Origin of the sequence: Jeongeupia chitinilytica, assembly GCF_014652315.1 — a bacterium.
GTDB lineage: Bacteria > Pseudomonadota > Gammaproteobacteria > Burkholderiales > Chitinibacteraceae > Jeongeupia > Jeongeupia chitinilytica.
Genome location: NZ_BMYO01000008.1, coordinates 48,962 through 71,797, shown reverse-complemented (window position 1 = coordinate 71,797; position 22,836 = coordinate 48,962). Strand labels below are relative to the sequence as shown.

The 22,836-nt window shown below is 65.1% G+C and carries 23 protein-coding genes and 1 tRNA gene; 11 read left to right on the top strand and 13 right to left on the bottom strand.

The window, feature by feature from the left end:
• Positions 1–27: 27 nt before the first annotated feature.
• Genes IE097_RS14810 through IE097_RS14795 form a run of 4 tightly spaced genes read right to left on the bottom strand, consistent with a single transcriptional unit; the run spans position 28 to position 6,296 of the window.
• A complete protein-coding gene (locus IE097_RS14810; protein ID WP_189461629.1) occupies positions 28–1,398 on the bottom strand; it encodes a TolC family outer membrane protein in 1,371 nt (456 codons plus the stop codon).
• An 8-nt stretch (positions 1,399–1,406) separates the two neighbouring features.
• Entirely contained in the window at positions 1,407–4,514 is a 3,108-nt protein-coding gene (locus IE097_RS14805; RefSeq protein WP_189461628.1) for an efflux RND transporter permease subunit, read from the bottom strand.
• On the bottom strand, positions 4,511–5,647 hold the full coding sequence (locus IE097_RS14800; protein ID WP_189461627.1) for an efflux RND transporter periplasmic adaptor subunit: 1,137 nt from the start codon (positions 5,645–5,647) through the stop codon (positions 4,511–4,513). The genes IE097_RS14805 and IE097_RS14800 overlap by 4 nt, the downstream gene beginning before the upstream one ends.
• The gene (locus IE097_RS14795) at positions 5,640–6,296 is read right to left on the bottom strand and encodes a TetR/AcrR family transcriptional regulator (RefSeq protein WP_189461626.1); all 657 of its coding nucleotides are present in this window, start codon (positions 6,294–6,296) and stop codon (positions 5,640–5,642) included. The genes IE097_RS14800 and IE097_RS14795 overlap by 8 nt, the downstream gene beginning before the upstream one ends.
• Before the next feature lie 159 nt (positions 6,297–6,455).
• On the opposite strand from IE097_RS14795, the gene argB reads away from it, so the two are divergent.
• The 3 genes from argB (at position 6,456) to IE097_RS14780 (ending at position 8,588) form a co-directional block, all read left to right on the top strand.
• On the top strand, positions 6,456–7,334 hold the full coding sequence (gene argB, locus IE097_RS14790) for an acetylglutamate kinase (RefSeq protein ID WP_189461625.1): 879 nt from the start codon (positions 6,456–6,458) through the stop codon (positions 7,332–7,334).
• A 138-nt stretch (positions 7,335–7,472) separates the two neighbouring features.
• Positions 7,473–7,904 (top strand): CBS domain-containing protein, encoded by a 432-nt coding sequence (locus tag IE097_RS14785; RefSeq protein WP_189461624.1) that lies wholly within the window; start codon positions 7,473–7,475, stop codon positions 7,902–7,904.
• Between the two features lie 30 nt (positions 7,905–7,934).
• A complete protein-coding gene (locus IE097_RS14780; RefSeq protein WP_229797607.1) occupies positions 7,935–8,588 on the top strand; it encodes a pyrimidine 5'-nucleotidase in 654 nt (217 codons plus the stop codon).
• A gap of 52 nt (positions 8,589–8,640) precedes the next feature.
• On the opposite strand, the gene IE097_RS14775 is transcribed toward IE097_RS14780, so the two are convergent.
• The 9 genes from IE097_RS14775 to IE097_RS14735 form a co-directional block, all read right to left on the bottom strand.
• Positions 8,641–10,530 (bottom strand): potassium transporter Kup, encoded by a 1,890-nt coding sequence (locus IE097_RS14775; protein ID WP_189461623.1) that lies wholly within the window; start codon positions 10,528–10,530, stop codon positions 8,641–8,643.
• Between the two features lie 43 nt (positions 10,531–10,573).
• Positions 10,574–11,143: a 1,6-anhydro-N-acetylmuramyl-L-alanine amidase AmpD gene (gene ampD / locus IE097_RS14770; protein ID WP_189461622.1), complete on the bottom strand. Its 570-nt coding sequence runs from the start codon at positions 11,141–11,143 to the stop codon at positions 10,574–10,576.
• A complete protein-coding gene (locus tag IE097_RS14765) occupies positions 11,140–12,498 on the bottom strand; it encodes a sigma-54-dependent transcriptional regulator (protein WP_189461621.1) in 1,359 nt (452 codons plus the stop codon). Before IE097_RS14765 ends, ampD begins: the two co-directional genes overlap by 4 nt.
• Complete coding sequence (locus IE097_RS14760; RefSeq protein WP_189461620.1) at positions 12,479–14,062, bottom strand: sensor histidine kinase; 1,584 nt, start codon at positions 14,060–14,062, stop codon at positions 12,479–12,481. Before IE097_RS14760 ends, IE097_RS14765 begins: the two co-directional genes overlap by 20 nt.
• Positions 14,063–14,100: 38 nt before the next feature.
• Positions 14,101–14,601 (bottom strand): RNA pyrophosphohydrolase, encoded by a 501-nt coding sequence (locus IE097_RS14755; protein WP_189461619.1) that lies wholly within the window; start codon positions 14,599–14,601, stop codon positions 14,101–14,103.
• Between the two features lie 152 nt (positions 14,602–14,753).
• Positions 14,754–15,542, bottom strand: coding sequence for a fused MFS/spermidine synthase (locus IE097_RS14750; RefSeq protein ID WP_189461618.1), 789 nt, complete (start codon positions 15,540–15,542; stop codon positions 14,754–14,756).
• Complete coding sequence (gene ttcA / locus IE097_RS14745; RefSeq protein WP_189461617.1) at positions 15,542–16,486, bottom strand: tRNA 2-thiocytidine(32) synthetase TtcA; 945 nt, start codon at positions 16,484–16,486, stop codon at positions 15,542–15,544. Before ttcA ends, IE097_RS14750 begins: the two co-directional genes overlap by 1 nt.
• A gap of 121 nt (positions 16,487–16,607) precedes the next feature.
• Positions 16,608–17,042 carry a GNAT family N-acetyltransferase gene (locus IE097_RS14740; protein WP_189461616.1) on the bottom strand — a complete coding sequence of 145 codons (435 nt, stop codon included), beginning with the start codon at positions 17,040–17,042 and terminating at the stop codon, positions 16,608–16,610.
• Positions 17,043–17,133: 91 nt separating this feature from the next.
• Entirely contained in the window at positions 17,134–17,874 is a 741-nt protein-coding gene (locus tag IE097_RS14735) for a pteridine reductase (RefSeq protein ID WP_189461615.1), read from the bottom strand.
• 81 nt (positions 17,875–17,955) lie between these two features.
• On the opposite strand from IE097_RS14735, the gene IE097_RS14730 reads away from it, so the two are divergent.
• The 8 genes from IE097_RS14730 to IE097_RS14695 all read left to right on the top strand — a co-directional run bounded on the left by IE097_RS14730 (position 17,956) and on the right by IE097_RS14695 (position 22,834).
• Entirely contained in the window at positions 17,956–19,134 is a 1,179-nt protein-coding gene (locus IE097_RS14730; protein WP_189461614.1) for a class I SAM-dependent methyltransferase, read from the top strand.
• A gap of 44 nt (positions 19,135–19,178) precedes the next feature.
• Positions 19,179–19,255, top strand: a tRNA-Met gene (locus IE097_RS14725).
• Positions 19,256–19,487: 232 nt separating this feature from the next.
• Positions 19,488–20,024, top strand: coding sequence for a YfaZ family outer membrane protein (locus IE097_RS14720; RefSeq protein WP_189461613.1), 537 nt, complete (start codon positions 19,488–19,490; stop codon positions 20,022–20,024).
• Between the two features lie 100 nt (positions 20,025–20,124).
• Positions 20,125–20,391: a GlsB/YeaQ/YmgE family stress response membrane protein gene (locus IE097_RS14715; RefSeq protein WP_189461612.1), complete on the top strand. Its 267-nt coding sequence runs from the start codon at positions 20,125–20,127 to the stop codon at positions 20,389–20,391.
• A gap of 31 nt (positions 20,392–20,422) precedes the next feature.
• A complete protein-coding gene (locus IE097_RS14710; protein ID WP_189461611.1) occupies positions 20,423–20,635 on the top strand; it encodes a hypothetical protein in 213 nt (70 codons plus the stop codon).
• 111 nt (positions 20,636–20,746) lie between these two features.
• Entirely contained in the window at positions 20,747–21,115 is a 369-nt protein-coding gene (locus IE097_RS14705; RefSeq protein ID WP_189461610.1) for a hypothetical protein, read from the top strand.
• Complete coding sequence (gene miaB, locus IE097_RS14700; RefSeq protein WP_189461609.1) at positions 21,112–22,464, top strand: tRNA (N6-isopentenyl adenosine(37)-C2)-methylthiotransferase MiaB; 1,353 nt, start codon at positions 21,112–21,114, stop codon at positions 22,462–22,464. Before IE097_RS14705 ends, miaB begins: the two co-directional genes overlap by 4 nt.
• Positions 22,465–22,534: 70 nt before the next feature.
• Positions 22,535–22,834, top strand: coding sequence for a hypothetical protein (locus IE097_RS14695; RefSeq protein WP_189461608.1), 300 nt, complete (start codon positions 22,535–22,537; stop codon positions 22,832–22,834).
• The last annotated feature ends 2 nt before the right edge of the window (positions 22,835–22,836 follow it).

The window sequence follows — 22,836 nt, the reverse complement described above, 5'->3', positions numbered from 1 at the left end:
CCGGCCACGCCATCAATAAGAATATGCTTATTGAGTTCCTGACAATCCATTTCGCAAGACCGGATTGGAATCCAGCCAGCGGTTGATATCCTGCAATTGCGCCTCGTCCAGCGCACCCACCGCCGCCGCCAGCTGCAAACGCGCGAAGAGATACTGATAACGCGTCACCACCAGATTGAAACGGGTCTGGTAATAATTCTGTTCGGCATTGAGTACGTCGACCGTGGTCCGCACACCGACATCGCGACCGAGTTTGGTCGATTCGAGCGACGATTTCGCGGAGACTTCGGCCTGTTCGAGCGCCCTCACCTGCGCGGCCCCGTTCTGCACGCCAAGGAAAGCCTGCTTGGTCGACTGCGCCGCATCGCGGCGCGTTGCCTCGAGGGTCTGGCGCTGCTGCTCTTCGAGCGCGATCGCTTCGCGGAACTGCGAGCTGCGGTTGCCGCCGGTGAACAGCGGGATCGACAGCTGAAGACCAATCAATCCGTTGCTGGTGCGGTCCGTGCCAGTGCCGCCCCTCGCCAGTCCGTCGCCGGCCCAGTCACTGCCGTAGCTGGCAACAAGGTCGAGCGTCGGCGCGGTCGATACCCGGTAGCGATCGATCTGGCGCGTGGCGATATCGAGGCCCAGCTTCTGGCCGGCGATGGCCAGACTGCCGGTGTCGGCCCGGACGAGCCAGTCGGCCATCGAGTTCGGTTGCGGTGGCGACGGTTCGAGCTGGGTCGAAATCTTCGCCAGCACGGTCGGATCCTGATTGGTCAGCTGGGTGAAGGCGTTGCGTTTGACCTCGAGATCGTTCTGCGCGTTGATCTCGGTTGCGATGATCGAGTCGTAGCGCGCCTGCGCTTCGTGCGTATCGGTAATCGTTGCAGTGCCGACCTCGAACGATTTCTTCGCTTGTGCCAGTTGCTGGGCGACGGCGGCCTTCTGTGCGGCCGAAAACCGCACCGCTTCTTCTGCCGCAATGACTTCGAAGTATGCCTTGGCGACGCGCAGGATCAAATCCTGCTCGGCCGAGCGAAACTGCACTTCAGCCTGATCGGCCTGCTTCTTCAACTGATCGCTGCCGACAAAGGCATCGGCGCGATAAATCGGTTGTGCTGCGGTGACCTTGAGCCCGTACTGATTGCCGTGCATATCGTAGTTCGGGTTCAGCAGCGTCGCCTGCCCGGCCTGGTAATCGGTCGATGCAACACCTGCATTGCCGCTCAACGTTACCTGCGGCAGCAGCAAGGCGTTACCCTGATTGGTTTTTTCACGCCCGGCGGTCAGTGCCGAACGCGATGCGGCGAACGCTGCGTCGTAGCCGCGCGCGGCACGCCAGGCATCCATCAGGTCGGTTGCGCCCGCCAGCGGCGCGACACCAAGCAGCGCCGCGGCCATCCATACTCGTTTCATCGTTATTCTCATTGTTGTGAGGTACCCAAGCCGGTCGCCGATTCCGGCGGTCCGATCCGGAACCACGCGGCATACAGCGCAGGCAGGAACAGCAGCGTCAGCACCGTGGCGACGAACAGACCGCCCATGATGGCGATCGCCATCGGTCCCCAGAAGGTATCGCGTGTCAGCGGAATCATCGCCAGGATGGCCGCCGCCGCGGTCAGCATGATCGGCCGGAAACGCCGTACGGCCGACTCGATGATGGCGGTCCACGCCGGATGACCATGGTGGATGTCCTGCTCGATCTGGTCCATCAGGATCACCGAATTGCGCATAATCATGCCAGACAGCGCGATCACGCCCAAAGTCGCGACGAAGCCGTACGGTGCCTGGAACAACAGCAGCGCGATCGCCACGCCGATCAGGCCGAGCGGGGCGGTCAGCAGCACCATGATCATCCGCTGGATGCTCTGCAGCTGGATCATCAGCAAGGTCATGACCACGATCAGCATCAGCGGCATCACCGCGCCGATCGAATCCTCGCCGATCTTCGACGCTTCGAGCGTGCCGCCGACCTCGATGTGGTAGCCGGCCGGCAGCCCTGCCTCGATTTTGGCGATCTCCGGTTGCAGCGCCTTGGCGATGTCGGGGGCCTGCGCACCGTTGACGTCGGCCCGCACCGACAGCGTCGGCACCCTGTTGCGGCGCCAGATCAGGCTTTCCTCGGCTTCGAGTACCACGTCGCCGAGCTGCGACAACGGCACGCTGCGGCCCGAGGCGAGCTTGACCGGCAGGTCGCGGATCGCCGTCAGCGAGGTGCGCTCGTTCGGCACCAGCCGGGCGACGACGTCGATCAGTTCGTTGTTCTCGCGATACTGCGTCGCCGTGACGCCGGACACCGCCAGTTGCAGGTACTGCGCCAGCTGTTGCGTCGTCAGCCCCGCTTCGCGCAGCTTGTCCTGATCGGCATGGATCCGCAGCACCTTGACCTTCTCGCCCCAGTCGAAGTGCACCTCGCGGGCGTGCGGATTGGCGCGCATGGCCGCGGCGACCCGCTCGCCGATCCGGCGCAGTTCGCCGACGTCCTCGCCGGACACGCGGAACTGCAGCGGGTAACCGACCGGCGGGCCGTTCTCGAGCCGGGTCACCCGGCCGCGGACCTGGGCGAAGTCGTTGGCGAACAGCGTGCTGACGAGCTTGAACACGTTCTCGCGCACCTTCTCGCCCTTGGTCATCACCGTCAGCTGGGCGAAGTTGAGGTTGGGCATCTGCTCGTCGAGCGGCAGGTAGTAGCGCGGCGAGCCGACGCCGACGTAAGTCGTGACGCTTTCGACGTCCGGGTCCTTCATCAGGATGGCCTCGAGCTTCTTCGCCTCGGCCTCGGTCGCCTGGTACGACGCCGCGTACGGCAGCCACAGGTCGACCATCAGCTCGGGCCGGCTCGATGCCGGGAAGAACTGCTTCGGGATCAGCGTGGCGAACACGACGATGGCGGCAATGAAGGCCGCCGCAGTCGCGGCGATCGTCGTCTTGCTCCAGGTGATGCACCACGTCACCAGCGCGCGGAACGACCGGTAGAAGCGGCCCTGATAGACGTCGTGGTCCTCGTGCTTCGGCGTTTCGGGCAGTAACCTGAAGCCGATGTAGGGCGTGAACACCACCGCGACGATCCACGACAGGATCAGCGCGATGCCGACGACGGCGAAGATCGAGAACGTGTACTCGCCGGCGTTGGACTTGGCGAGCCCGACCGGCAGGAAGCCGGCGGCGGTGATCAGCGTGCCGGTCAGCATCGGCATGGCCGTGCTGGTGTACGCGAAGGTCGCCGCGCGGAAACGGTCCCAGCCCTGTTCGAGCTTCAGCGCCATCATCTCGACCGCAATGATCGCATCGTCGACCAGCAGGCCGAGCGCGATCACCAGCGCGCCGAGCGAGATCCGCTGCAGGTCGATGCCGGCGGCGAACATGCCGAGGAAGGTCAGTGCCAGCACCAGCGGAATCGACAGCGCGACGACGATGCCGGTACGCCAGCCCAGACTCAGGAAGCTCACCGCCAGCACGATCAGCACCGCTTCGCCGAGCGAATGCATGAAGATCTTCACCGCGCCCTTCACCACCGCCGGCTGGTCCGACACGGCGTGGAACTCGACGCCGACCGGCAGGCTGGCCTTGACCTTGGCCAGCGTCGCGTCGATCTGCTCGCCCATGCGCAGCACGTCGCCGCCGTGTCGCATCGACACGCCGAGGCCGATCGCCGGCTGACCCTGATAGCGCATCTTCAGCGTCGGCGGGTCGATGGTCGCGCGGTAGACGCTGGCGATGTCGCCGAGGCGGAAGCGCTTGCCCTGCACGTCGACAACGGTGTCGCGCACCCTGGCCACGGCGTCGTAGTTGCCGGTGACGCGCACGAACACGCGCTCCTCCTGCCCTTCGACAACCCCGGCCGGGGTCAGTGCATTGGTCGCGGCCAGCACCTGGTTGATCTGGAACGGCGAGACGCCCAGCGCCGCGAGCTTGGCCGCCGAGTACTCGACGTAGATCTTCTGGTCCTGCGTGCCGATCAGCGTGACCTTGTTGACGTCCTTGATCCGCAGCAGCTCGGTGCGCACGTCCTCGACGTAGTCCTTCAGCTCCGGCATCGAAAAACCGTCGCTGGTGAACGCGTACAGATTGCCGTAGGTCTCGCCGAACTCGTCGTTGAAGAACGGTCCGACCACGCCCTGCGGCAGCGTCGCCTGGATGTCGCCGATGCGTTTCCTGACCTGGTACCACGCGTCGTCGACCGCCTTGCCGCGGATCGCCTCCTGCAGGCTGACGATGATCAGCGTCTCGCCGGCACGCGAATAGCTCTTGGTGTAGTCGACGGCGCCGATGCCCTGCAGCGCCTTTTCGAGCGGATCGGTCAGCTGCTTTTCGACTTCGCCGGCCGATGCGCCGGGCCAGAACCCCCGCACGACCATCGCCTTGAAGGTGAACTCGGGGTCCTCCTTCTGGCCGAGCTTGGTGTACGCGAGCACGCCGGCCAGCGACAGCACGATGATCAGGTACAGCACCAGCGACTGGTGCCGCAGCGCCCACGCCGACAGGTTGAAACGGCCGGCGTGCGTCGCCGGATCGAAATCCTGTTCGTTCATGCGCCGGCTCCCGTGTCAGCCGCCTTGCCGGCCGGCGTGGCCAGCGGTTTGACCGGCTGGCCTTCGCGCAACAGATGCACGCCGGCGGTGACGATGGTTTCACCGGCCTTGACGCCGGAGACCAGCACCGCGGTATCGGTCACCGTCAGCACCTTGACGGGCAAGGCGTGGACGCGGCCCGCCCTGGTATCGAGCCGCCAGACCTGCTGCTTGCCGGTTTCGCCGAACAGCGCCGTCAGCGGCAACCGGATCTGGCCGCCGGCAACCGCCGTATCGGGCGCCGCCAGCCGCACGCTGGCGGTCATGCCGAGGCCCAGTTGCGGCACCTGCTCGTCAAACACCACGCGGGCGGCATAGGTGCGCGCCTGCGGGTCGGCCGCGGCCGAAATCTCGCTGACGTGGCCGTTGAACTCCTTGCCCGGCAGCGCCCAGAGGCGGATCTTCACCTTGTCGCCGAGCCGGACCTTGCCGTGCAGGTTCTCCGGCACGTCGAGGCCGACTTCACGCACGCCGTCGCGCGCCAGCGTCACGATCGGCGTCCCGGCCGCCACCACCTGGCCGGGCTCGGCGCTGACGCGCGTCACCGCACCGTCGGCATCGGCCTGCAGCGTGGCATACGCGGCCTGATTGCTCGCCAGCTGCCTTTGGGCCTCGGCCTGCTTCAGCGATTCGCTGGCGGCGTCAAAGGTCGCCTTGCGCGTATCGACTTCGGCCTGACTGACGAACTTCTGCGCAAACAGTGCCTTGCTGCGCTCGTAGTCCATCTTCACCTTGACCAGCTGCGCACGGGCCGACGCCGCCTGTGCATCGGCGGCGGCCGCATTCAGTGCCGCATCCTGCGGATCGATCCGCGCGATCACGTCGCCCTTCTTCACCACCGCACCGATGTCGACGCGCCGCTCGATCACCTTGCCGCCGATGCGGAACCCCAGCGGGGTTTCGACATGAGCACGCACCGTGCCGGTCAGTTCGGCACCGGGCAGTGCCGCGTCGGCACCGGCAGTGACGACGCGGACCGGCCGGACTTCCTCCTGCGGTCTGGCGTCGTCCTTGCACGCCGCCAGCAGGGCGACAACGATCAGCGCGCTCGCCAGTCTGAGCGGGCGCGGCACGGGGGCGATACGGTCAAGCATGGTCGGAGACCTCGGAACGGGTTGAATCGGGATGCGGATACAGGCCGTGCAGCATCAGGTCGAGCAGGGTGTCGAGATAGCGGACCGGATCCAGCTGGGCGTGCCCGCACGGCATGTAGCGCGACAGCATGGCCATCACCACCGGTGCGCACAGCACGTGCAGGGCATACTCGACATCGATGGCGCGGAATTCGCCGCTGGCGATGCCCGCCTCGATCACCTGGCGGAAAATCGCTTCGCCACGCGCGACGAACTGCTCGTTGTACAGCTGTGCAACCTCGGGGAAGTTGCCGGCTTCGGCCACCATCAGCTTGGGCAAGGCCGACAGCCGCGTCTCGCCCATGCTCTGCCACCAGACGTGGACGACACAGCGCAACCGCTCGGACGCGCTGCCGGAAAACCCGTTGAACAGCGCTTCGGCCTCGTCGAGAGCCGGCAGCAGCAGCTCGCTGATCAGCGCCTTGAATATCTCTTCCTTGCCGGCGAAATACAGATAAGGCGTACCGCGGGTGACGCCGGCACGCTTGGCGATCTCGTCGATCCGCGTCGCGGCATAGCCCTTCTCGGCAAAGAGTTCGAGTGCCGCCTCGAGGATCTCGTGCGGCCGGGCCTCCTTGCGGCGCGACCAGCGCTTGGGACAGAGGTTCATGGCATCAGTAATAAATGAATATTCATTTAATTATTGAATGCCATCCGGGTAAAGGTCAATCCCGGCGCGGTACATGTTGTTGCGTAGACGAGGCGCCGGCGCCGGCGCCATTTTTGCTAGAATCGCCGACGTTATCGCACGCCCTTGCCAGGAGCCGTCATGCCCACGATTTCCCCGCTGGAAAAGGCCGAGATCCTCTCGGAAGCCCTCCCCTACATCCAGGCCTTTTTCGACAAGACCATCGTCATCAAGTACGGCGGCAACGCCATGATCGACGAAGAGCTCAAGGAAGGCTTCGCATCCGACGTGGTGCTGCTCAAGCTGGTCGGCATGAACCCGGTCGTCGTCCACGGCGGCGGTCCGCAGATCAACGAGCTGCTCGACCGCATCGGCAAGAAGGGCGAGTTCATCCAGGGCATGCGCGTCACCGACGCCGAAACCATGGACGTGGTCGAAATGGTGCTCGGCGGCCACGTGAACAAGGAAATCGTCTCGCTGATCAACAAGCACGGCGGCAAGGCCGTCGGCCTGACCGGTCAGGACGGCCACTTCATCAAGGCACACAAGCTCTACCTGAAGGACGACGCCGGTGCCGGCACCGTCGACATCGGTCAGGTCGGCGAGATCGAAAGCATCGACGCGACCATCGTGTCGCACCTCGACGCTGCCGACTTCATTCCGGTGATCGCACCGATCGGTGTCGACAGCAAGGGCGAGAGCTACAACATCAATGCCGACCTCGTCGCCGGCAAGCTGGCCGAAACGCTGAAGGCCGAAAAGCTGATCCTGATGACCAATACCCCCGGGGTACTCGACAAGCAGGGCCAGCTGCTGACCGGGCTGACCGCGACCAAGATCGACGCGCTGTTTGCCGACGGCACGATCTCGGGCGGCATGCTGCCGAAGATCTCGTCGGCGCTCGATGCCGCCAAGAACGGCGTCAACTCGGTGCACATCATCGACGGCCGCGTGAAACACGCCTTGCTGCTGGAAGTGCTGACCAGCCAGGGCGTCGGCACGATGATCCGCGCCAACTGAGCGGCGCAGTCGTCACCAGACCACGACCCCGGCACGCCGGGGTCGTTTCGCATGACCCGGTGGCTTGCAAGTCGACGGCGGCTGACTAGATTGGAATTGACCGCGGCAACAGCGGTTGACTCGACTTCAGGAGCCACGATGAAAAACGCCCGCCACATCCTCGCCGAAAAGAAGATTTCCGGCACACTCTCGATCGCGCCGGACGCGACCGTCTACCAGGCGCTGCAACTGCTCGCCGAAATGAATATCGGTGCCCTGCTGGTCATGGACGGCGATAAACTCGTCGGCATGTTTTCCGAGCGCGACTACGCGCGCAAGGTCGTGCTGATGGGCAAGACGTCGGCCGGCACACCGGTATCCGACATCATGACGCGCAAGCTCATCTGTGTGACGCCCAAGGCCACCGTCGACGAATGCATGGCGCTGATCACCGAAAAGCGCATCCGCCACCTGCCGGTCCTCGAGGACGACAAGGTGCTCGGCGTACTGTCGATCGGCGACCTCGTGCGCGAGACCATCGCCGACCAGCAGTTCACCATCGACCAGCTGGTCTACTACATCCACCGTTGATCCGACCCGGCGGCAGCCGGGTTTCTTCCGATGCCGCTACCCCGCAAACCGATCTGGCTGTTCGACCTCGACAACACGCTGCACGACGCCAACCGCCACGCCTTTCCGACCATCGATGCCGCGATGACCGGCTTCATCGCCGACGCGCTGCAGCTCTCCGAAAACGACGCCTCGGCATTGCGGCTTGCCTACTGGCACCGCTACGGCGCAACCCTGCTCGGGCTGATCCGCCATCACCCGCATGTCGATCCGCAACGCTTTCTGGCCCACAGCCACCCGCTCGACGTCCTCACCGGCCGCGTCCATCCCGTACCGGGGCTCAAGCGCACGCTGGCCAGGCTGCCAGGGCGCAAATACCTGTTCACCAACGGGCCGCATGACTACGCCGAAGCGATGCTGGCCGCGCTCGGCATCGACCGCTGTTTCGACGGCCTCTTCGCGATCGAATCGGCCGGCTACAGCCCCAAACCGCAGTTGCGCGGCTACCGGGCCCTGCTGCGGCAATGGCGGCTCGATCCGCGCCGCTGCATCCTGGTCGAGGACACGGCCGCCAATCTCCGGCCGGCGCGCCAACTCGGCATGGCCACCGTACTGATCCGCAAGGGCACGCCGCGCAGCAGCTGGGCCGACTGGCAGATTCCGCATCTCGCCGCGCTGGCCGATCGCTGGTCACGGCAGCGCTGAAACGGCAACGGCGACCCGCAGGTCGCCGTTGTCTCCGTCGATAGGGGCCCGGTCAGAGCTCGACCTGCGTTCCCATCTCCACCACGCGGTTCGGCGGAATCTTGAAGAATTGCGTGGCCCGGGTAGCGTTCCGGTTCATCAACGAGAAGATCTTGCGGCGCCAGAAGCTCATTGCCGGGTACTTCGCTTCGACGATGGTTTCGCGCGACAGGAAGAACGACGTCTGCATCGGATCGAAATGCAGTTCGGCCTGCAGTGCTTCGACCTGCGCCAGCACCTCGGGCACGCTCTGATCCTCCTTGAAGCCGTAAGTGGCGATGATCTGGAAGAAGGTATCGCCCAGGCGGCGCACGATCACGCGCTCGCGCTTCGACACGAACGGAATGTCGGCGGTCTTGATGCTCAGGAACACCACCTGCTCGTGCAGCACCTTGTTGTGCTTGAGGTTGTGCAGCAGCGCATGCGGCACCGAATCGGTACTCGCGGTCATGAACACCGCCACGCCCTCGACCCGGGTCGGCGGCGACGACTCGAGGCTTTCGACGAAGCCTTCGAGCGGCAGCTCGCCTGCGAGCAGGCGTTCGTACAGCAGCGCACGCCCGCGCTTCCACGTCATCATCAGCGTGAAGGCGACGAGACCGATCAGCAACGGGAACCAGCCGCCCTCGGCGATTTTCAGCACGTTGGCCGAGAACAGCAGCGAGTCGATCACCAGCAGCACGACCAGCGCGCCGCAGACCAGCCATTTGCGCCAGCCGCTGAAGATGTGGCCGAACACCGCAAAGGCGAGGATGGTCGTGATCAGCATCGTGCACACCACGGCAAAGCCGTAGGCCGACGCCAGCGCGCCGGAGGAGCGGAAGCCCAGCACCAGCAGGATCACCGCCACCAGCAGAAACCAGTTGATCCCCGGCATGTAGATCTGGCCCTTCTCGGTTTCCGAGGTGTGCTGGATGTCCATGCGCGGGCTGAAACCGAGGTGGACCGCCTGATTGGTCATCGAGTACGCGCCCGAGATCACCGCCTGCGACGCGATCACCGTCGCAATCGTGGCCAGCACCACCAGCGGCACCAGCCCCCAGCCCGGCGCGAGCAGGAAGAACGGATTCTTGATGGTGGTCGGATCGGCGAGCAGCAGCGCCCCCTGACCGAAGTAGTTCAGCGTCAGCGCCGGCAGCACCAGCGAGAACCACGCCCGGCTGATCGCCGGACGGCCGAAGTGGCCCATGTCGGCGTACAGCGCTTCGGCACCGGTCAGCGCCAGCACGACGGCGCCGAGCAGCACGAAGGCCTGCTTCGGATTGTCGACCACAAACTGCAGTGCGTAGTACGGATTCAACGCATGCAGCACCGTCGGGTTCTGGACGATCTGCCAGCCGCCGAGTACGCCGAGCACCGAAAACCACAGCAGCATCACCGGGCCGAACAGCTTGCCGACCGAGGCGGTGCCGTGGCGCTGCATCGCGAACAGGCCGACCAGCACGGCAATGGTGATCGGAATGATGTAGGGGTCGAAGGTGTGCGAGACGATGCCGATGCCCTCGAGCGCCGACAGCACCGAAATCGCCGGGGTGATCATGCTGTCGCCGTAGAACAGTGCCGCACCGAATATCCCCAGCGCGGTGAGGATCATCGCGCGGCGGCTGCCGGTTTTCATCTGCCGCAGTGCCAGCGCCAGCAAGGCGAGAATCCCGCCTTCGCCACGGTTGTCGGCACGCAGCACGATGATCACGTACTTGAGCGACACCACCAGCATCAGGCCCCAGAAGATCAGCGACAGCATGCCGAAGACGTTTTCGGCATTGATCGGCAACGGAATGTGGCCATTCAGGCATTCGCGCAATGTGTAGAGCGGACTGGTGCCGATATCGCCGTAAACGACGCCGAGCGCCGCAAGCATGAGACCGCTCTGCTTCGACTGCTCGTGTGTTGCACTACCCATGGAACACCCCTGGAAATTGGCCGCCGATTATAGCGCCGCCGCCTTACTCGGCAAGCAGGTCCGCCTTGAGCTGTGGCAAGGCTGCATGAATTCGCTGCCAGTCGAAATACGGTCCCGGATCGGTCTTGCGCAACGGTGCGATGTCGCAATGGCCGACCACCTCCCTCAAAGGATGGCGCAGCCGCAGTGCCGAAGCCAGCCGGATCAGCGCATCGTACTGAATGTCCTCGAACGGCACGAGGTCACTGCCTTCGAGCTCGACGCCGATCGACACGTCGTTGCAGCCGGGCCGGTCGCGCCACATCGAGACACCGGCATGCCAGGCACGCGCCACCGTCGGCACGAACTGCAGGAGCTCGCCGTTGCGGCGGATGAAGAAGTGGGCCGACACGCGCAGCGTCGCCAGCGCGTCGTAGCCCGGTGCGGCCAGTGGATCGATGCGGTTGGTAAACAGCCGCAGCACGTGGTCGCCACGAAAGCGGCCCGCCGGCAGGCTGATGTTGTGCACCACCAGCAGGGAAATCCCGATACCATCCGGCCGCGCATCGCAGTTCGGACTGGGCACGACCGTCGCCGCATCGCACCAGCCGGCTTCGTCGATCTGCCAGCTCATGCCTCGCCCTTGCCGGCCAGCCCGAGCCGGTCCATCCGGTAGCGCAGACTGCGGAAGGTCACGCCGAGCAGACGCGCCGCCTGGGTGCGGTTGCCGTTGGTCTTTTCGATGGTTTCAAGAATCGCCTGCTTCTCGAGCCGGTCCAGATAGCCCTGCAGGCCGCCTTCCGCCGCATCGCCCAGCGCGACATCGTCGCGGTCGAGCTGCAGATCGCACGGCGTGATCGTGGTGCCGTCGGACAGCGCCAGCGCGCGCTCGAGCATGTTTTCGAGTTCGCGCACGTTGCCCGGAAAGTGGTAACGCAACAGCGCTGCCAGTGCTTCGGCTGCAAACTCCGGCACCTCGACGCCGTTGTTCGACGCCAGCCGCGCCAGGATGTGCCGCGCCAGCAGCACGATGTCGTCGCCCATCTCCCGCAGCGGCGGCATTTTCAGCTCGATCACGTTGAGCCGGTAATAGAGGTCCAACCGGAATCGGCCCGCTTCGACGCAGTCGGCCAGATTCTGGTGCGTGGCCGAAATCAGTCGCACATCGACGGGTTCCTCGACCGTACTGCCGACCTTGCGGACCTTGCGCTCCTGGATCACGCGCAGCAGCTTGACCTGCATCGCCAGCGGCAGGTCGGCGACTTCGTCGAGGAACAGCGTGCCGCCGCTCGCGGCCTGGAAAAAGCCGTCGCGGTCGCTGTCGGCGCCGGTGAATGCCCCCTTGCGGTAACCGAAGAACTCGCTCTCGACCAGATTCTCCGGAATCGCACCGCAGTTGACCGCAATGAAGGGCTTGTCGGCCCGTGCCGACTCGCCGTGGATCAGCCGCGCCGCACGCTCCTTGCCGCTGCCCGACTCACCCGTCACGTAGACCGGTGCCTGGCTCCGGGCCAGCCTGGCAACCAGTTCGAGTACCTGACGGATCGCCGCCGATTCGCCCAGCAGCGGCCGCTCGCCATCGACCCGGACCGGCTCGGCCGGATCGTCGTCGAGCCGCAACGCGGATTTCACCAGCGTGCGCAGCTGGTCGAGCGACACCGGCTTGGCCAGATAGTCGAACGCGCCGGCCTTGAGCGCGGCGACGGCGTTGTCGGTACTGCCGTAAGCGGTGATCACTGCCGCCGGCACGTCCAGCCGCGCCGACTGGATGTGCCGGATCAGGTCCAGCCCCTCACCGTCGGGCATCCGCATGTCGGTCAGCAGCAGGTCGTAGTTGCGCGAATCGAGCAGTGCCCGCGCCGACGCGACATTGTTGGCCTTGTCGACGTCGAGGCCGAGTTTGACCAGCGTCAGTTCGAGCAGGTCGGCAAGATCGACCTCGTCGTCGACGACGAGGACGCGGCGATGGTTACGGGGTTTCCTGGCCATTGTTCATTCCGAACACGATACGAAAGCGCACACCGGCATCCGGCGGCTGCGGGACATACTCGAGCCGCGCCGCGTTGGCGGCGCAGATCTCGCGGGCAATATACAGCCCGAGCCCGGTGCCCTTGGACTCGGTGGTAAAAAACGGCTCGAACAGTTGCGTCAGCGCATCGCGCGCCACCGGCGGCCCGTCGTTGTCGACATTGAGCTGCCAGTGGCCGTCGTCGAGCACCACGCTGACGACCAGACTGTCCTGTCGCTTGCTGCAGTAGCGCCAGCCGTTGCGCAACAGGTTCCACAGCACCTGGTGCAGATGACCCGGATCGAAACGGATCGTGGCGTCGTCGGGGCAGACGATGATGATGGCGACGGCAATCTGTTCGGTCTGCCGGAACGCCTCGACGAAGGCCGACAGCCATGGTCCGAGCACCACGGGCCGCATGTCGACGCGGTCGCGGCGGTTGAGTTCGAGCACGTCCTTGACCATCCGCTCGAGCCGGCGGGTGTTGTCGCCGATGATGCGCGTCAGTTTCTGCATCAGCAGGTTGTCGCCGGCCTCTTCCTTGAGCAACTGGCCGGCATGACTGATCGCACCGAGTGGATTGCGGATCTCGTGTGCCAGATTCGCCGTCAGCCGGCCGAGCGCGGCAAGCTTGAGTTGCTGGGCTTCGCGCCGCAGCCGGTCCATGTCCTCGAGGTAAACGAGCACGCTGCCTTGCGGATCGGGACCGAGCGGTACGAAGCGGGGCCGCAAGGTCTTGTACGCCCCTTCCAGCTGCAGCAGGGCCGTCGGCGCAACCGGATCGCGGCGCCAGACCTTCAGCGCCTGCGCCAGCACCGGCAAGGCCCCGATCGCCTGACCGGCGACCAGCGGCACATCGATCAGCCGTTGCGCCTGGGCGTTGAACTGGCGCAGCTGGTCGTGCGCATCGACGACCATGACGCCGTCGGAGACGTCCTGCAGGATGCGCGCGTTGAGCTGGCCGAGATTCTCGAGGTCGACGCCGCGTTGCAGCGCCAGCGCCTCGCTTTCGCGCGCAAAACCGGCCAGCCGGTGTGCCAGCCAGGCGACCGCGAAGCACGCCACGCACAGCAGGGCCGGGACGAAGAAGTCGTCGGTTCCCGCCAGACCGAGCCAAAGCTGCAGAAGCTGTTCGCCGAGCAGCGCCAGACTGGCGATCGCGGCATGGAACAGCGTCATCCGGCCACGCGAAATCAGCCCGGCCGCAGCCAGATACGGCAGCAGCAGGATGCCCAGACCGCTCTTGATCCCGCCCAGAAGATGCATCAGCGCGACCAGGAACACGATGTCGGTCACCGCCTGCACCGACAGCTGGATCTGGAAGGCCGGACGGCGGCGGTAGATGCCGATGCCGAACAGCACCGAGAGCACCACATCGGTCAGCGCCAGACCGACGAAGGCATCGTAGCCCTCGCCCGAACGCGCCAGCCACGCGCGCCAGCTGATGCTGGCGAACAGCGCCAGCGCGGCCAGCAAGCGGAAGCCGTTGAACAGCGCCAGCGAGCGCCAGTGCGCTTCGGACGGAAAAACGCCGCGGCCGCTCATGCGGTCCGCGGCGTCGGCAGCCGTTTTGCCATGGTCATCTAGTGGGATATCCGCCGGGTCGATTCGCTGCTGCCGATGAAGCGCACCAGCTCGGACAACGCGGCCTCGTAGACGCCACGCTTGAAGTCGATCACGGCTTCCAGCGGCGACCAGTAGTCGCTCCAGCGCCAGGCATCGAACTCCGGATGCGTGGTCTTGCGCAGGCACACGTCGGAATCGCGGCCCACCAGCCGCAACAGGAACCAGATCTGCTTCTGGCCCTTGTAGGTTCCACGCCATTCGCGTCGAACCCAGTGGGTCGGCACATCGTACTTCAACCAGTCACGGGTACGGCCGAGGATCTGCACATGCTCGGGTGCGAGCCCCGTTTCCTCCATCAGTTCACGGAACATGGCCTCTTCCGGGGATTCGCCCTGCTTGATGCCGCCCTGCGGAAACTGCCAGGAATGCTCGCGCACGCGCTTGCCCCAGAACACCTGGTTTTGACGGTTGATGATGATGATGCCGACGTTCGGGCGATAGCCGTCACGGTCGAGCATAGTCTTACCTTTTAAACTTCTGTTACCACCGATTTTTCCACATCCGGCGTCCCTTGGGAACGCCCCCGGCATCGCAGACGGTCCGCGGGCAAGCAAACTCTGCGCCTGCCGGCTTGCGCCCCTGAAAAACGGCGGATGCGTTCCTTCCAGTATCAGACGAAAAGCTTGCGGTCGTTGTGCGGATTCAGCCGCGCCAGATCGGTGACGAACTCGCCAAATTCAAGGCCGTAAGCCGATTCGAGTCCGGCGGCACGCTGCGCCAGTTGCTCCCAGCGCGGCTCGCCCAGCCCCTTCCTGAAGCCGAAGGCGATGACGTTGCCTTTCTGCCGGGCCGGCAGCAGCAGCAAATGGCCGTCGAAGATGTCGGACAGCCGCTCGCAGTACTGCTGGAAACGCTTGTCGGAGCCCCAGAGATTGACCGCCAGCACACCGTCGTCGGTCAGCCGGTCGCGGCAGGCGGCGAAGAACTCGGTCGTTGCCAGCGGCGGCGCGATGCCGGTCGCCGAATACGCGTCCATGACGATGAAATCGCAGCTGTCTTCGCCCATGCCGACGAGGTGGGCCGCGCCGTCGCCTGCGATCACCTCGAGTCGTTCATCATCGGCGGGCAGGCCGAACATCGACCGCGCCACCGCGATCACCTGCGGGTGCAGTTCGATGCAGGTGATCCGCGTCTCGGGCAGCCTGGCGTACGCCCACTTGGCGATCGAGCCGCCACCGAGGCCGATCAGCAGCATGGTCTTCGGCACCGGCACGAACAGCAGCGCACCGAACACGCAGCGCGAGTACGCCAGTACCAGTTCGAGCGGATCGCTGATCCGCATCGCGCTCTGGGTATCGTCGTGACCGAAGTGCAGCTTGCGGACGCCGAACTCTTCGGAAATGTCGATCACCAGATCGTCGTCGGGCCGGCTGGAGAAACGCTTGGAGCGGAACAGCATCAATGGTCCCCGCAACCGCCAGCATCGGCCGGCTTGCTGGCGAGGATGTTGATCGTGTTCGGCTCGCTGAAGGTCTCGCGATCGAAGGCCTTGTCGCCGTCGGCACGCGCAACGCCGTCGGCCTTCGCGCCGACGAAGTCGTACAGACTGGTGTCGGCCAGATGGCTCGGCACGACGTTCTGGAGCGCACGGAACATCGACTCGATCCGCCCCGGGAAGCGCTTGTCCCAGTCGGCGATCATGTCGCCGACCACCGCACGCTGCAGGTTCGGCTGCGAACCGCAGAGATTGCACGGAATGATCGGGAAACCCTTGGCCTCGGAATAACGGACGATGTCCTTCTCGCGGCAGTACGCCAGCGGCCGGATCACCACGTGCTTGCCGTCGTCGGACACCAGCTTCGGCGGCATCGCCTTGAGCTTGCCGCCGTAGAACATGTTCAGGAACAGCGTTTCGAGGATGTCCTCGCGGTGGTGGCCCAGCGCGACCTTGCTCGCACCCAGTTCGTCGGCCACGCGGTAGAGGATGCCGCGACGCAGGCGCGAGCACAGGCTGCAGGTCGTCTTGCCCTCGGGCACCAGCTTCTTGACGATCGAGTACGTGTCTTCCTCGATGATGCGGTAATCGACGCCAATGCTTTTCAGGTAGTCGGGCAGCACGTGTTCTGGAAAGCCCGGCTGCTTCTGGTCGAGGTTGACCGCGACGATCGAAAAATCGATCGGTGCCGATCTCTGCAACCCGAGCAGGATGTCGAGCATCGTGTAGCTGTCCTTGCCTCCCGAAAGACAGACCATGATCTTGTCGCCCGGCTCGATCATGTTGAAATCGTTGATCGCGTCGCCGACGGCGTGGCGCAGCCACTTGGTCAGCTTGTTGACGTTGAGCTGGGCCTTCTTTTCGGCGTCGGCCACGGCAGTGGCTTCGGTGCTGGTGTGCTGGGTCATGATCCGAATGCCGACGGGGCGCATCGCGCCCCGTCGTAGATGATTGAATTGACGGCGATTTTACCGCACTCCGCCGGCTGCTGCGAGCGGCTGCGCCGTGCCATGCTGCCGCTCGGCCGGCTCAGCCGCCCTGCAGCGACTTCTTCATGAAAAAGTAGCGATGCCCGGGCGGATAGTCGTCGAGTTCGCCGAACACCGTGTAGCCCTGTTTTTCATAGAAGCCGCGCGCCTGGAAACTCGCCGTCTCCAGGCGGGCCAGACGGATGCCGGCCGCGCGGGCGTGGTCCTCCAGCGCCTGCATCACCCGGCCGCCCAGCCCCTGATGCCGCCGGCTATCGTCGACCCAGACGTTTTCGACGGTCAGACAATCCAGTCCGTAGTAACCCGTCGCGCCGGCAATCAACCGCCCCTCGTCATCGCGGATCACCGCGCTGGCCGGCGTAAACGAGTACGCACCGAGCACCGCCTCGTTGAACGCACGCAAGGTGGTCGCGATTTCGTCCGCCACCGCCTGCCGGTGTGCGTCGCCACCGAGCAATTCGACTTCGCCACTCATGAAGGGCCCCGTTTTTCAAAGCGGCCATGAAGCCACAAGCGGCCCGGCATGCCAATCGCATCGTGCGGCTACCGCCGTGACGGCCCTGCGCCTACAACACCACGCTGCGCCCGCCGTCGACCGGCAGCACCACGCCGGTCAGGTACGGTGCGTCGAGCAGGAAGGCGATCGCCTGCGCCAGATCGTCCGGCGTACCGGTGCGGCCCAGCGGAATCGTGCCCAGGATGCGCTCGCGTTCGGCCGCATCGAACACCTCGCCACCGTCGGGCCAGAGGTTGGCGCCAGGCGCGACGGCATTGACGCGGACCTTCGGCGCCAACTCCCGCGCCAGCCCACGCGTCATCGCCACCAGCCCGGCCTTGGCGACCGTATACAGCATCAGCCCCGGATGCGGCCGATCGGCATGGATGTCGGCAATGCTGACGATGCAGCCGCCGGTTTGCGCCAGCGCGGGCGCCGCCGCCTGCGCGAGGAACAACGGCGCTTTCAGGTTGGAACCGACCAGTTCGTCCCACGCCGTCTCGGTAAACCCCCCCACCGGGGTCGGATAGAACGCCGAGGCATTGTTGACCACCGCGTCAAGCCGGCCGAACGCGGTCAGCGCCGCGGCAACCAGCTCGGGCAGACGCGCCACGTCGAGCAGATCGAGCTGCACCGGCAACGCCGAACCGTCCCGCGCAGCATTCAGTTCGGTCGCCAGCGCCGTGGCCGCGGCGGCGTTGCTGCGGTAGTGGATCACCACCCGCCAGCCCCTTGCGTGCAGATACCGCACCAGCCCGGCACCGACGCGCCGGGCGGCACCGGTGATCAGCACCACCCTCTCCTGACTCATTGCCTCTCCCCGGGCACGGCGACGAGACGCCACCGCTGCCTTTACAATCATCGTTTGTCTTGCCGGAATTCTGCTGTCGTCATGAATACACCGCAACTCCCCGCCCCTGGCGCGGACGCCGCCGCCGCCAGCGCCGCACTGGTCGGGCGCATCCAGGAAGCCCTGCTCGCTGCCGGCGGCTGGCTGCCGTTCAGCGATTACATGCGGCTGGCGCTGTACAGCCCGGGGCTCGGCTACTACTCGGGCGGCGCAGCCAAGTTCGGTGCCGAGGGCGACTTCACCACCGCGCCGGAGCTGTCACCGCTGTTCGGCGCCTGCATCGCCGACACTGCCGCCGCAGTCCTCGCCGCGCTGGCCGAACAGGGCCGGCACGGTGACGTGCTCGAATTCGGCGCCGGCACCGGCAAACTCGCCGCCCAACTGCTGCTCGGCCTCGAACGACTCGGCCGGCTGCCGGCCCGCTACAGCGTCGTCGACCTGTCGGGCGAGCTGCGCGAACGCCAGCGCGCCACGATCGCCACCAGCGCACCGCATCTGCTCGACCGTGTCGAATGGCTCGATGCACTGCCCGAAACATTCACCGGTTTCGTCGTCGGCAACGAAGTCCTCGACGCGATGCCGTGCGCGCTCGTCCACCGCGACGCCGCCGGCCGGCTGTTCGAGCGTGGCGTCGTCCGGCAGGACGGCGCACTGGGCTGGCAGGACCGGCCGTTGACGGCGGGCCCGCTGCATGCGCTCGCCACTGCGCTCGAGCTGCCGAATGGCTACACCACCGAAATCCAGCCGGAAATGCACGCCTTTGTCCGCAGTGTCGCCGGCATGCTCTCGACCGGTGCGGTGCTGTGGCTCGACTACGGCTTTGCCCACGCCGAGTACTACCACCCGGAACGGCATATGGGCACGCTGATCGGCCACTACCGCCACCACACCGTGCACGACCCGTTCTTCTGGCCCGGCCTGACCGACCTGACCTGTCACGTCGACTTCTCGGCCGTCTACCGAGAGGCCGACGCCGCCGGCCTGGCGCTGGAAGGTTACGCGCCGCAGGCGCAGTACCTGCTCGGCGCCGGACTGCTGGACAAGCTCGCGGCGCTCGGCCCCGACCATCCCGGTTATCTGGCGCAGGTTGCTGCCGTGCAGAAACTCACCAGCCCGGCGGAAATGGGTGACCTGTTCAAGGCCATTGCCTTCAGCAAAGACCTGCCACTGGACGCGCTGTTGCCGGGCTTTGACGGTCGCGACGACTCGCACAAGCTTTAGCGCTTGACAGCCGTCGCCGATCACGCCATTATCTCGCCTCTCATGGCTATGTAGCTCAGTCGGTTAGAGCACAGCACTCATAATGCTGGGGTCACAGGTTCGAGTCCCGTCATAGCCACCAGATACGCTTCCAAGGGCAACCGAGGAAGTTCAGAAACCCCCGAAAGCTTTGGCTCTCGGGGGTTTTTGTTTTCCCCCTCCGCACATGCGGCAACGCGGCCATGACGCGGGCACAACTGGTTGCACACAACAACCTGAGTGATTTTTTACCAAGCGTAAATCCTCCCGCCCGGGGCGCTCGGGCCGCTCGCTACACTGGCCGCCCATTTGCCGACCAGCCCGGAGCAGCACGCATGAAAAAGCCACTTATCGCCGTCACCCTCGGCGCCGCCCTCGTCAGCGCCGGCGCATCGGCCGCCGGCATGTCGGTGATTGCGGGCGAGGACTACATCGCTGCGTCGGCCGACATCAACAAGGCCGGGCTGGGCTTCACCGCCGACTGGACCCACAACGACGACAAGGGCGATGCGGCAGGCATCGGCATCGGGGTTGGCGTACCGCTGGGCAAGGCGCTGCTGACGCTGGGCGGCAAGGTGATGTACCTCGACCCGCAGAACGCCACCACCGGCTACGCCGGCGCCATCGGCGGCGGCATCTCGGTGCCGCTCGGCGAGCGTTTCGTCGTCTACGGCGAAGGCTATTACTCGCCGGACTCGCTCTCCAACGGCATCCAGTCGTACACCGAAGCCAAGGCTGGCGTGCGCTTCAACATCACCAAGAACCTCGGTGCCGACGTCGGCTACAAGTACGTCAACATCGATTCGAAGGACGGCCAGCCTTCGGCCGAACTGGCCAACGGCGTCTACGCCGGCGTCGCCCTGAAGTTCTGACCCCGCGCCATCCCGGCCCGCCTCGGCGGGCCTTTTCGTTTGGTTGCCAGCCGACAACGGTCTACGCTGAAAGCACCACAACCAAACCGGAACGATCATCATGGGCTGGATCATTGCAATCATCGTCGGGGCGCTGATCGGCTGGCTTGCCAGCAAGGTCATGGGCACCGACTCGCAGCAGGGCGCGATCGCCAACATCATCGTCGGTATCGTCGGTTCGGCGCTGGGCCGCTGGGTCTTCGGCGACCTGCTCGGCATCGGTTCGGCCCAGTCGGCGGGCGGCTTCTCGCTGGCCGGCCTTGCATTCGGCATTCTCGGCGCGGTGGTGCTGATCTGGGTGCTCAAGCTGGTCGGCGTATTCAAGTAAGCCGGACCACACGGACCCTACAGGGCCTGCGATGAGCGACGTGCTGCCCTTCCCCGGGCACGAGCCGCGCCACCGGCTCAAGGTCCAGATCACGATCGAACTCGAGCTCACCTCGTCGCAGGACGCGACGGAGCTCGAGGACGCACTCACCGATCTGGACTACACGCTGGGCTTTGTCGACGAACACTACACCGACGACGAGTCGGTCTTCACCTGCAAGGTCCGCGTCGTCGAACACGGCTAGCGCGACGACTGTCGGACAAAGCCGGATTTCGGCCCGATCCGGCCCCGACCTGCTTTCAGATCAAGCACTTGCTTGATACCATACCCGGTTTACATCCTGCCGGTTGCCTCCATGCGCCTCGCTGCCCTGCTGCTCGTTGCCGTTGCCGGTTCGGCGTTTGCCCAGCGCATGCTGCCGCCCGCCGGCCAGCTCGGCGAACTCGAAGCCTACAGCCCGATGCAGAGCGTCAAGATCGACGGCGAGGTCTACCGCACCGCGCCGGGTCTGCGCATCTACAACGCCGCCGGTGCGCTGCTGGTCCCGCAACAGGTCCTGCAGATGCCCAAGGACTCGAAGGTCTGGTACCAGATCGAAAAGAGTACCGGCTTCGCCTGGCGCATCTGGTTCCTCGGCAACGAGGAATACGCCAACCTCAAACAGCGTTTCGAGAAGCCCAGCTTCGTGACCGCCACCGAACCTCAGTTAAGAACGCAAGAATGAGCAAGAAAGTATTCATCAAGACCTTCGGCTGCCAGATGAACGAGTACGACTCGGACAAGATGGTGGACCTCCTGAACGCCACCGACGGCCTGACCAAGACCGACTCCCCGGAAGACGCCGACGTCATCCTGTTCAACACCTGTAGCGTGCGCGAAAAGGCGCAGGAGAAGGTGTTCTCCGACCTCGGCCGGATCAAGGAGCTCAAGCTCAAGAACCCGAACCTCGTCATCGGCGTCGGCGGCTGTGTCGCGTCGCAGGAAGGCGAGGAAATCGTCAAGCGCGCACCGTACGTCGACGTCGTCTTCGGCCCGCAGACGCTGCACCGGCTGCCCGAGCTGATCGCGCAGAAACGCGCCACCGGCACCAGCCAGGTCGACATCAGCTTCCCCGAGATCGAAAAGTTCGACCACCTGCCGCCCGCGCAGGTCGACGGCGCCACGGCCTTCGTGTCGATCATGGAGGGCTGCTCGAAGTTCTGCTCGTTCTGCATCGTGCCGTACACGCGCGGCCAGGAAGTCAGCCGGCCGTTCGAGGACGTGCTCGCCGAAGTCGCCGGGCTGGCGCAGCAGGGCGTCAAGGAAGTGACGCTGCTGGGCCAGAACGTCAACGCCTATCGCGGCAAGGTGCTCGATGGTGACGACGACGAGATCGCCGATTTCGCCACCCTGCTCGAATACGTGCACGAAATCCCCGGTATCGAGCGCATCCGCTACACGACGAGCCACCCGCGCGAGATGACCCAGCGCATCGTCGACTGCTACCGCACGCTGCCCAAGCTGGTGTCGCACCTGCATCTGCCGGTGCAGGCCGGCTCGGACCGCACGCTGGTGAACATGAAGCGCGGCTACACCACACTCGAATACAAGAGTCTGGTGCGCAAGCTGCGCGAAGCGCGGCCGGACATCTGCCTGTCGAGCGACTTCATCGTCGGCTTCCCCGGCGAGACCGACGACGACTTCGAACGCACGATGAAGCTGATCGAGGACGTGCGTTTCGACGCCAGCTTCAGCTTCATCTACAGCATGCGCCCGGGCACGCCGGCCGCCGACCTGCCCGACGACGTGCCACAGGACGTGAAGACCAAACGGCTGATGCGCCTGCAAGCCCGCATCGAGGAGCTGGCGCAGGAAGTGAACCAGGCGATGGTCGGCACCGTACAGCGTGTGCTGATCGAAGGCATTTCGAAGAAGGACCCGAACGAGCTGGCCGGCCGCACCGACAACAACCGCATCGTCAACTTCGTCGGCCAGCCGCGGCTGATCGGCCAGTTTGCCGAGGTTTACGTGACCAAATCGTTCTCGCACAGCCTCAAGGGCGAGATCGTCACGCACGAGACCGCCGCCCTCTGATCAGGGTGCCGATCGAAGTCAGCATCCACGCAGGCTATGCTGCAGACAGTCTCCTTGATGGAGTATCGTCATGCACATCCGGCTGTGCGCGGTGCGCTTCCTCAAACGCCATCCGCTGGCCACGCTGGCGCTGATGGCCGTCAGCTTCATCGGTTTCGGCGCGGTGTCGGTCAATCTGGTAATGCTGCTGTCGGCCAATCTGAACCTGCTCTGGCAGCACGGCTGGCTGGCCGTGATGAATGGCGCAATCGAGCAACTGGCCGAACTGTTGCTCCACGGCGTGCTGGCCCTGTTGCTCTACCTTGTTTTCAAACTGTGCGAGAAACTGCTAGTCGAAAAACTCAGCAACACCTCGGACCCTCATTCCTAGCG

Coding starts and splice junctions, on each gene's coding strand:
- IE097_RS14810 (WP_189461629.1), bottom strand. CDS start 1,398: ATGAAACGAGTATGGATGGCCGCGGCGCTGCTTGGTGTCGCGCCGCTG.
- IE097_RS14805 (WP_189461628.1), bottom strand. CDS start 4,514: ATGAACGAACAGGATTTCGATCCGGCGACGCACGCCGGCCGTTTCAAC.
- IE097_RS14800 (WP_189461627.1), bottom strand. CDS start 5,647: ATGCTTGACCGTATCGCCCCCGTGCCGCGCCCGCTCAGACTGGCGAGC.
- IE097_RS14795 (WP_189461626.1), bottom strand. CDS start 6,296: ATGAACCTCTGTCCCAAGCGCTGGTCGCGCCGCAAGGAGGCCCGGCCG.
- argB (WP_189461625.1), top strand. CDS start 6,456: ATGCCCACGATTTCCCCGCTGGAAAAGGCCGAGATCCTCTCGGAAGCC.
- IE097_RS14785 (WP_189461624.1), top strand. CDS start 7,473: ATGAAAAACGCCCGCCACATCCTCGCCGAAAAGAAGATTTCCGGCACA.
- IE097_RS14780 (WP_229797607.1), top strand. CDS start 7,935: ATGCCGCTACCCCGCAAACCGATCTGGCTGTTCGACCTCGACAACACG.
- IE097_RS14775 (WP_189461623.1), bottom strand. CDS start 10,530: ATGGGTAGTGCAACACACGAGCAGTCGAAGCAGAGCGGTCTCATGCTT.
- ampD (WP_189461622.1), bottom strand. CDS start 11,143: ATGAGCTGGCAGATCGACGAAGCCGGCTGGTGCGATGCGGCGACGGTC.
- IE097_RS14765 (WP_189461621.1), bottom strand. CDS start 12,498: ATGGCCAGGAAACCCCGTAACCATCGCCGCGTCCTCGTCGTCGACGAC.
- IE097_RS14760 (WP_189461620.1), bottom strand. CDS start 14,062: ATGAGCGGCCGCGGCGTTTTTCCGTCCGAAGCGCACTGGCGCTCGCTG.
- IE097_RS14755 (WP_189461619.1), bottom strand. CDS start 14,601: ATGCTCGACCGTGACGGCTATCGCCCGAACGTCGGCATCATCATCATC.
- IE097_RS14750 (WP_189461618.1), bottom strand. CDS start 15,542: ATGCTGTTCCGCTCCAAGCGTTTCTCCAGCCGGCCCGACGACGATCTG.
- ttcA (WP_189461617.1), bottom strand. CDS start 16,486: ATGACCCAGCACACCAGCACCGAAGCCACTGCCGTGGCCGACGCCGAA.
- IE097_RS14740 (WP_189461616.1), bottom strand. CDS start 17,042: ATGAGTGGCGAAGTCGAATTGCTCGGTGGCGACGCACACCGGCAGGCG.
- IE097_RS14735 (WP_189461615.1), bottom strand. CDS start 17,874: ATGAGTCAGGAGAGGGTGGTGCTGATCACCGGTGCCGCCCGGCGCGTC.
- IE097_RS14730 (WP_189461614.1), top strand. CDS start 17,956: ATGAATACACCGCAACTCCCCGCCCCTGGCGCGGACGCCGCCGCCGCC.
- IE097_RS14720 (WP_189461613.1), top strand. CDS start 19,488: ATGAAAAAGCCACTTATCGCCGTCACCCTCGGCGCCGCCCTCGTCAGC.
- IE097_RS14715 (WP_189461612.1), top strand. CDS start 20,125: ATGGGCTGGATCATTGCAATCATCGTCGGGGCGCTGATCGGCTGGCTT.
- IE097_RS14710 (WP_189461611.1), top strand. CDS start 20,423: ATGAGCGACGTGCTGCCCTTCCCCGGGCACGAGCCGCGCCACCGGCTC.
- IE097_RS14705 (WP_189461610.1), top strand. CDS start 20,747: ATGCGCCTCGCTGCCCTGCTGCTCGTTGCCGTTGCCGGTTCGGCGTTT.
- miaB (WP_189461609.1), top strand. CDS start 21,112: ATGAGCAAGAAAGTATTCATCAAGACCTTCGGCTGCCAGATGAACGAG.
- IE097_RS14695 (WP_189461608.1), top strand. CDS start 22,535: ATGCACATCCGGCTGTGCGCGGTGCGCTTCCTCAAACGCCATCCGCTG.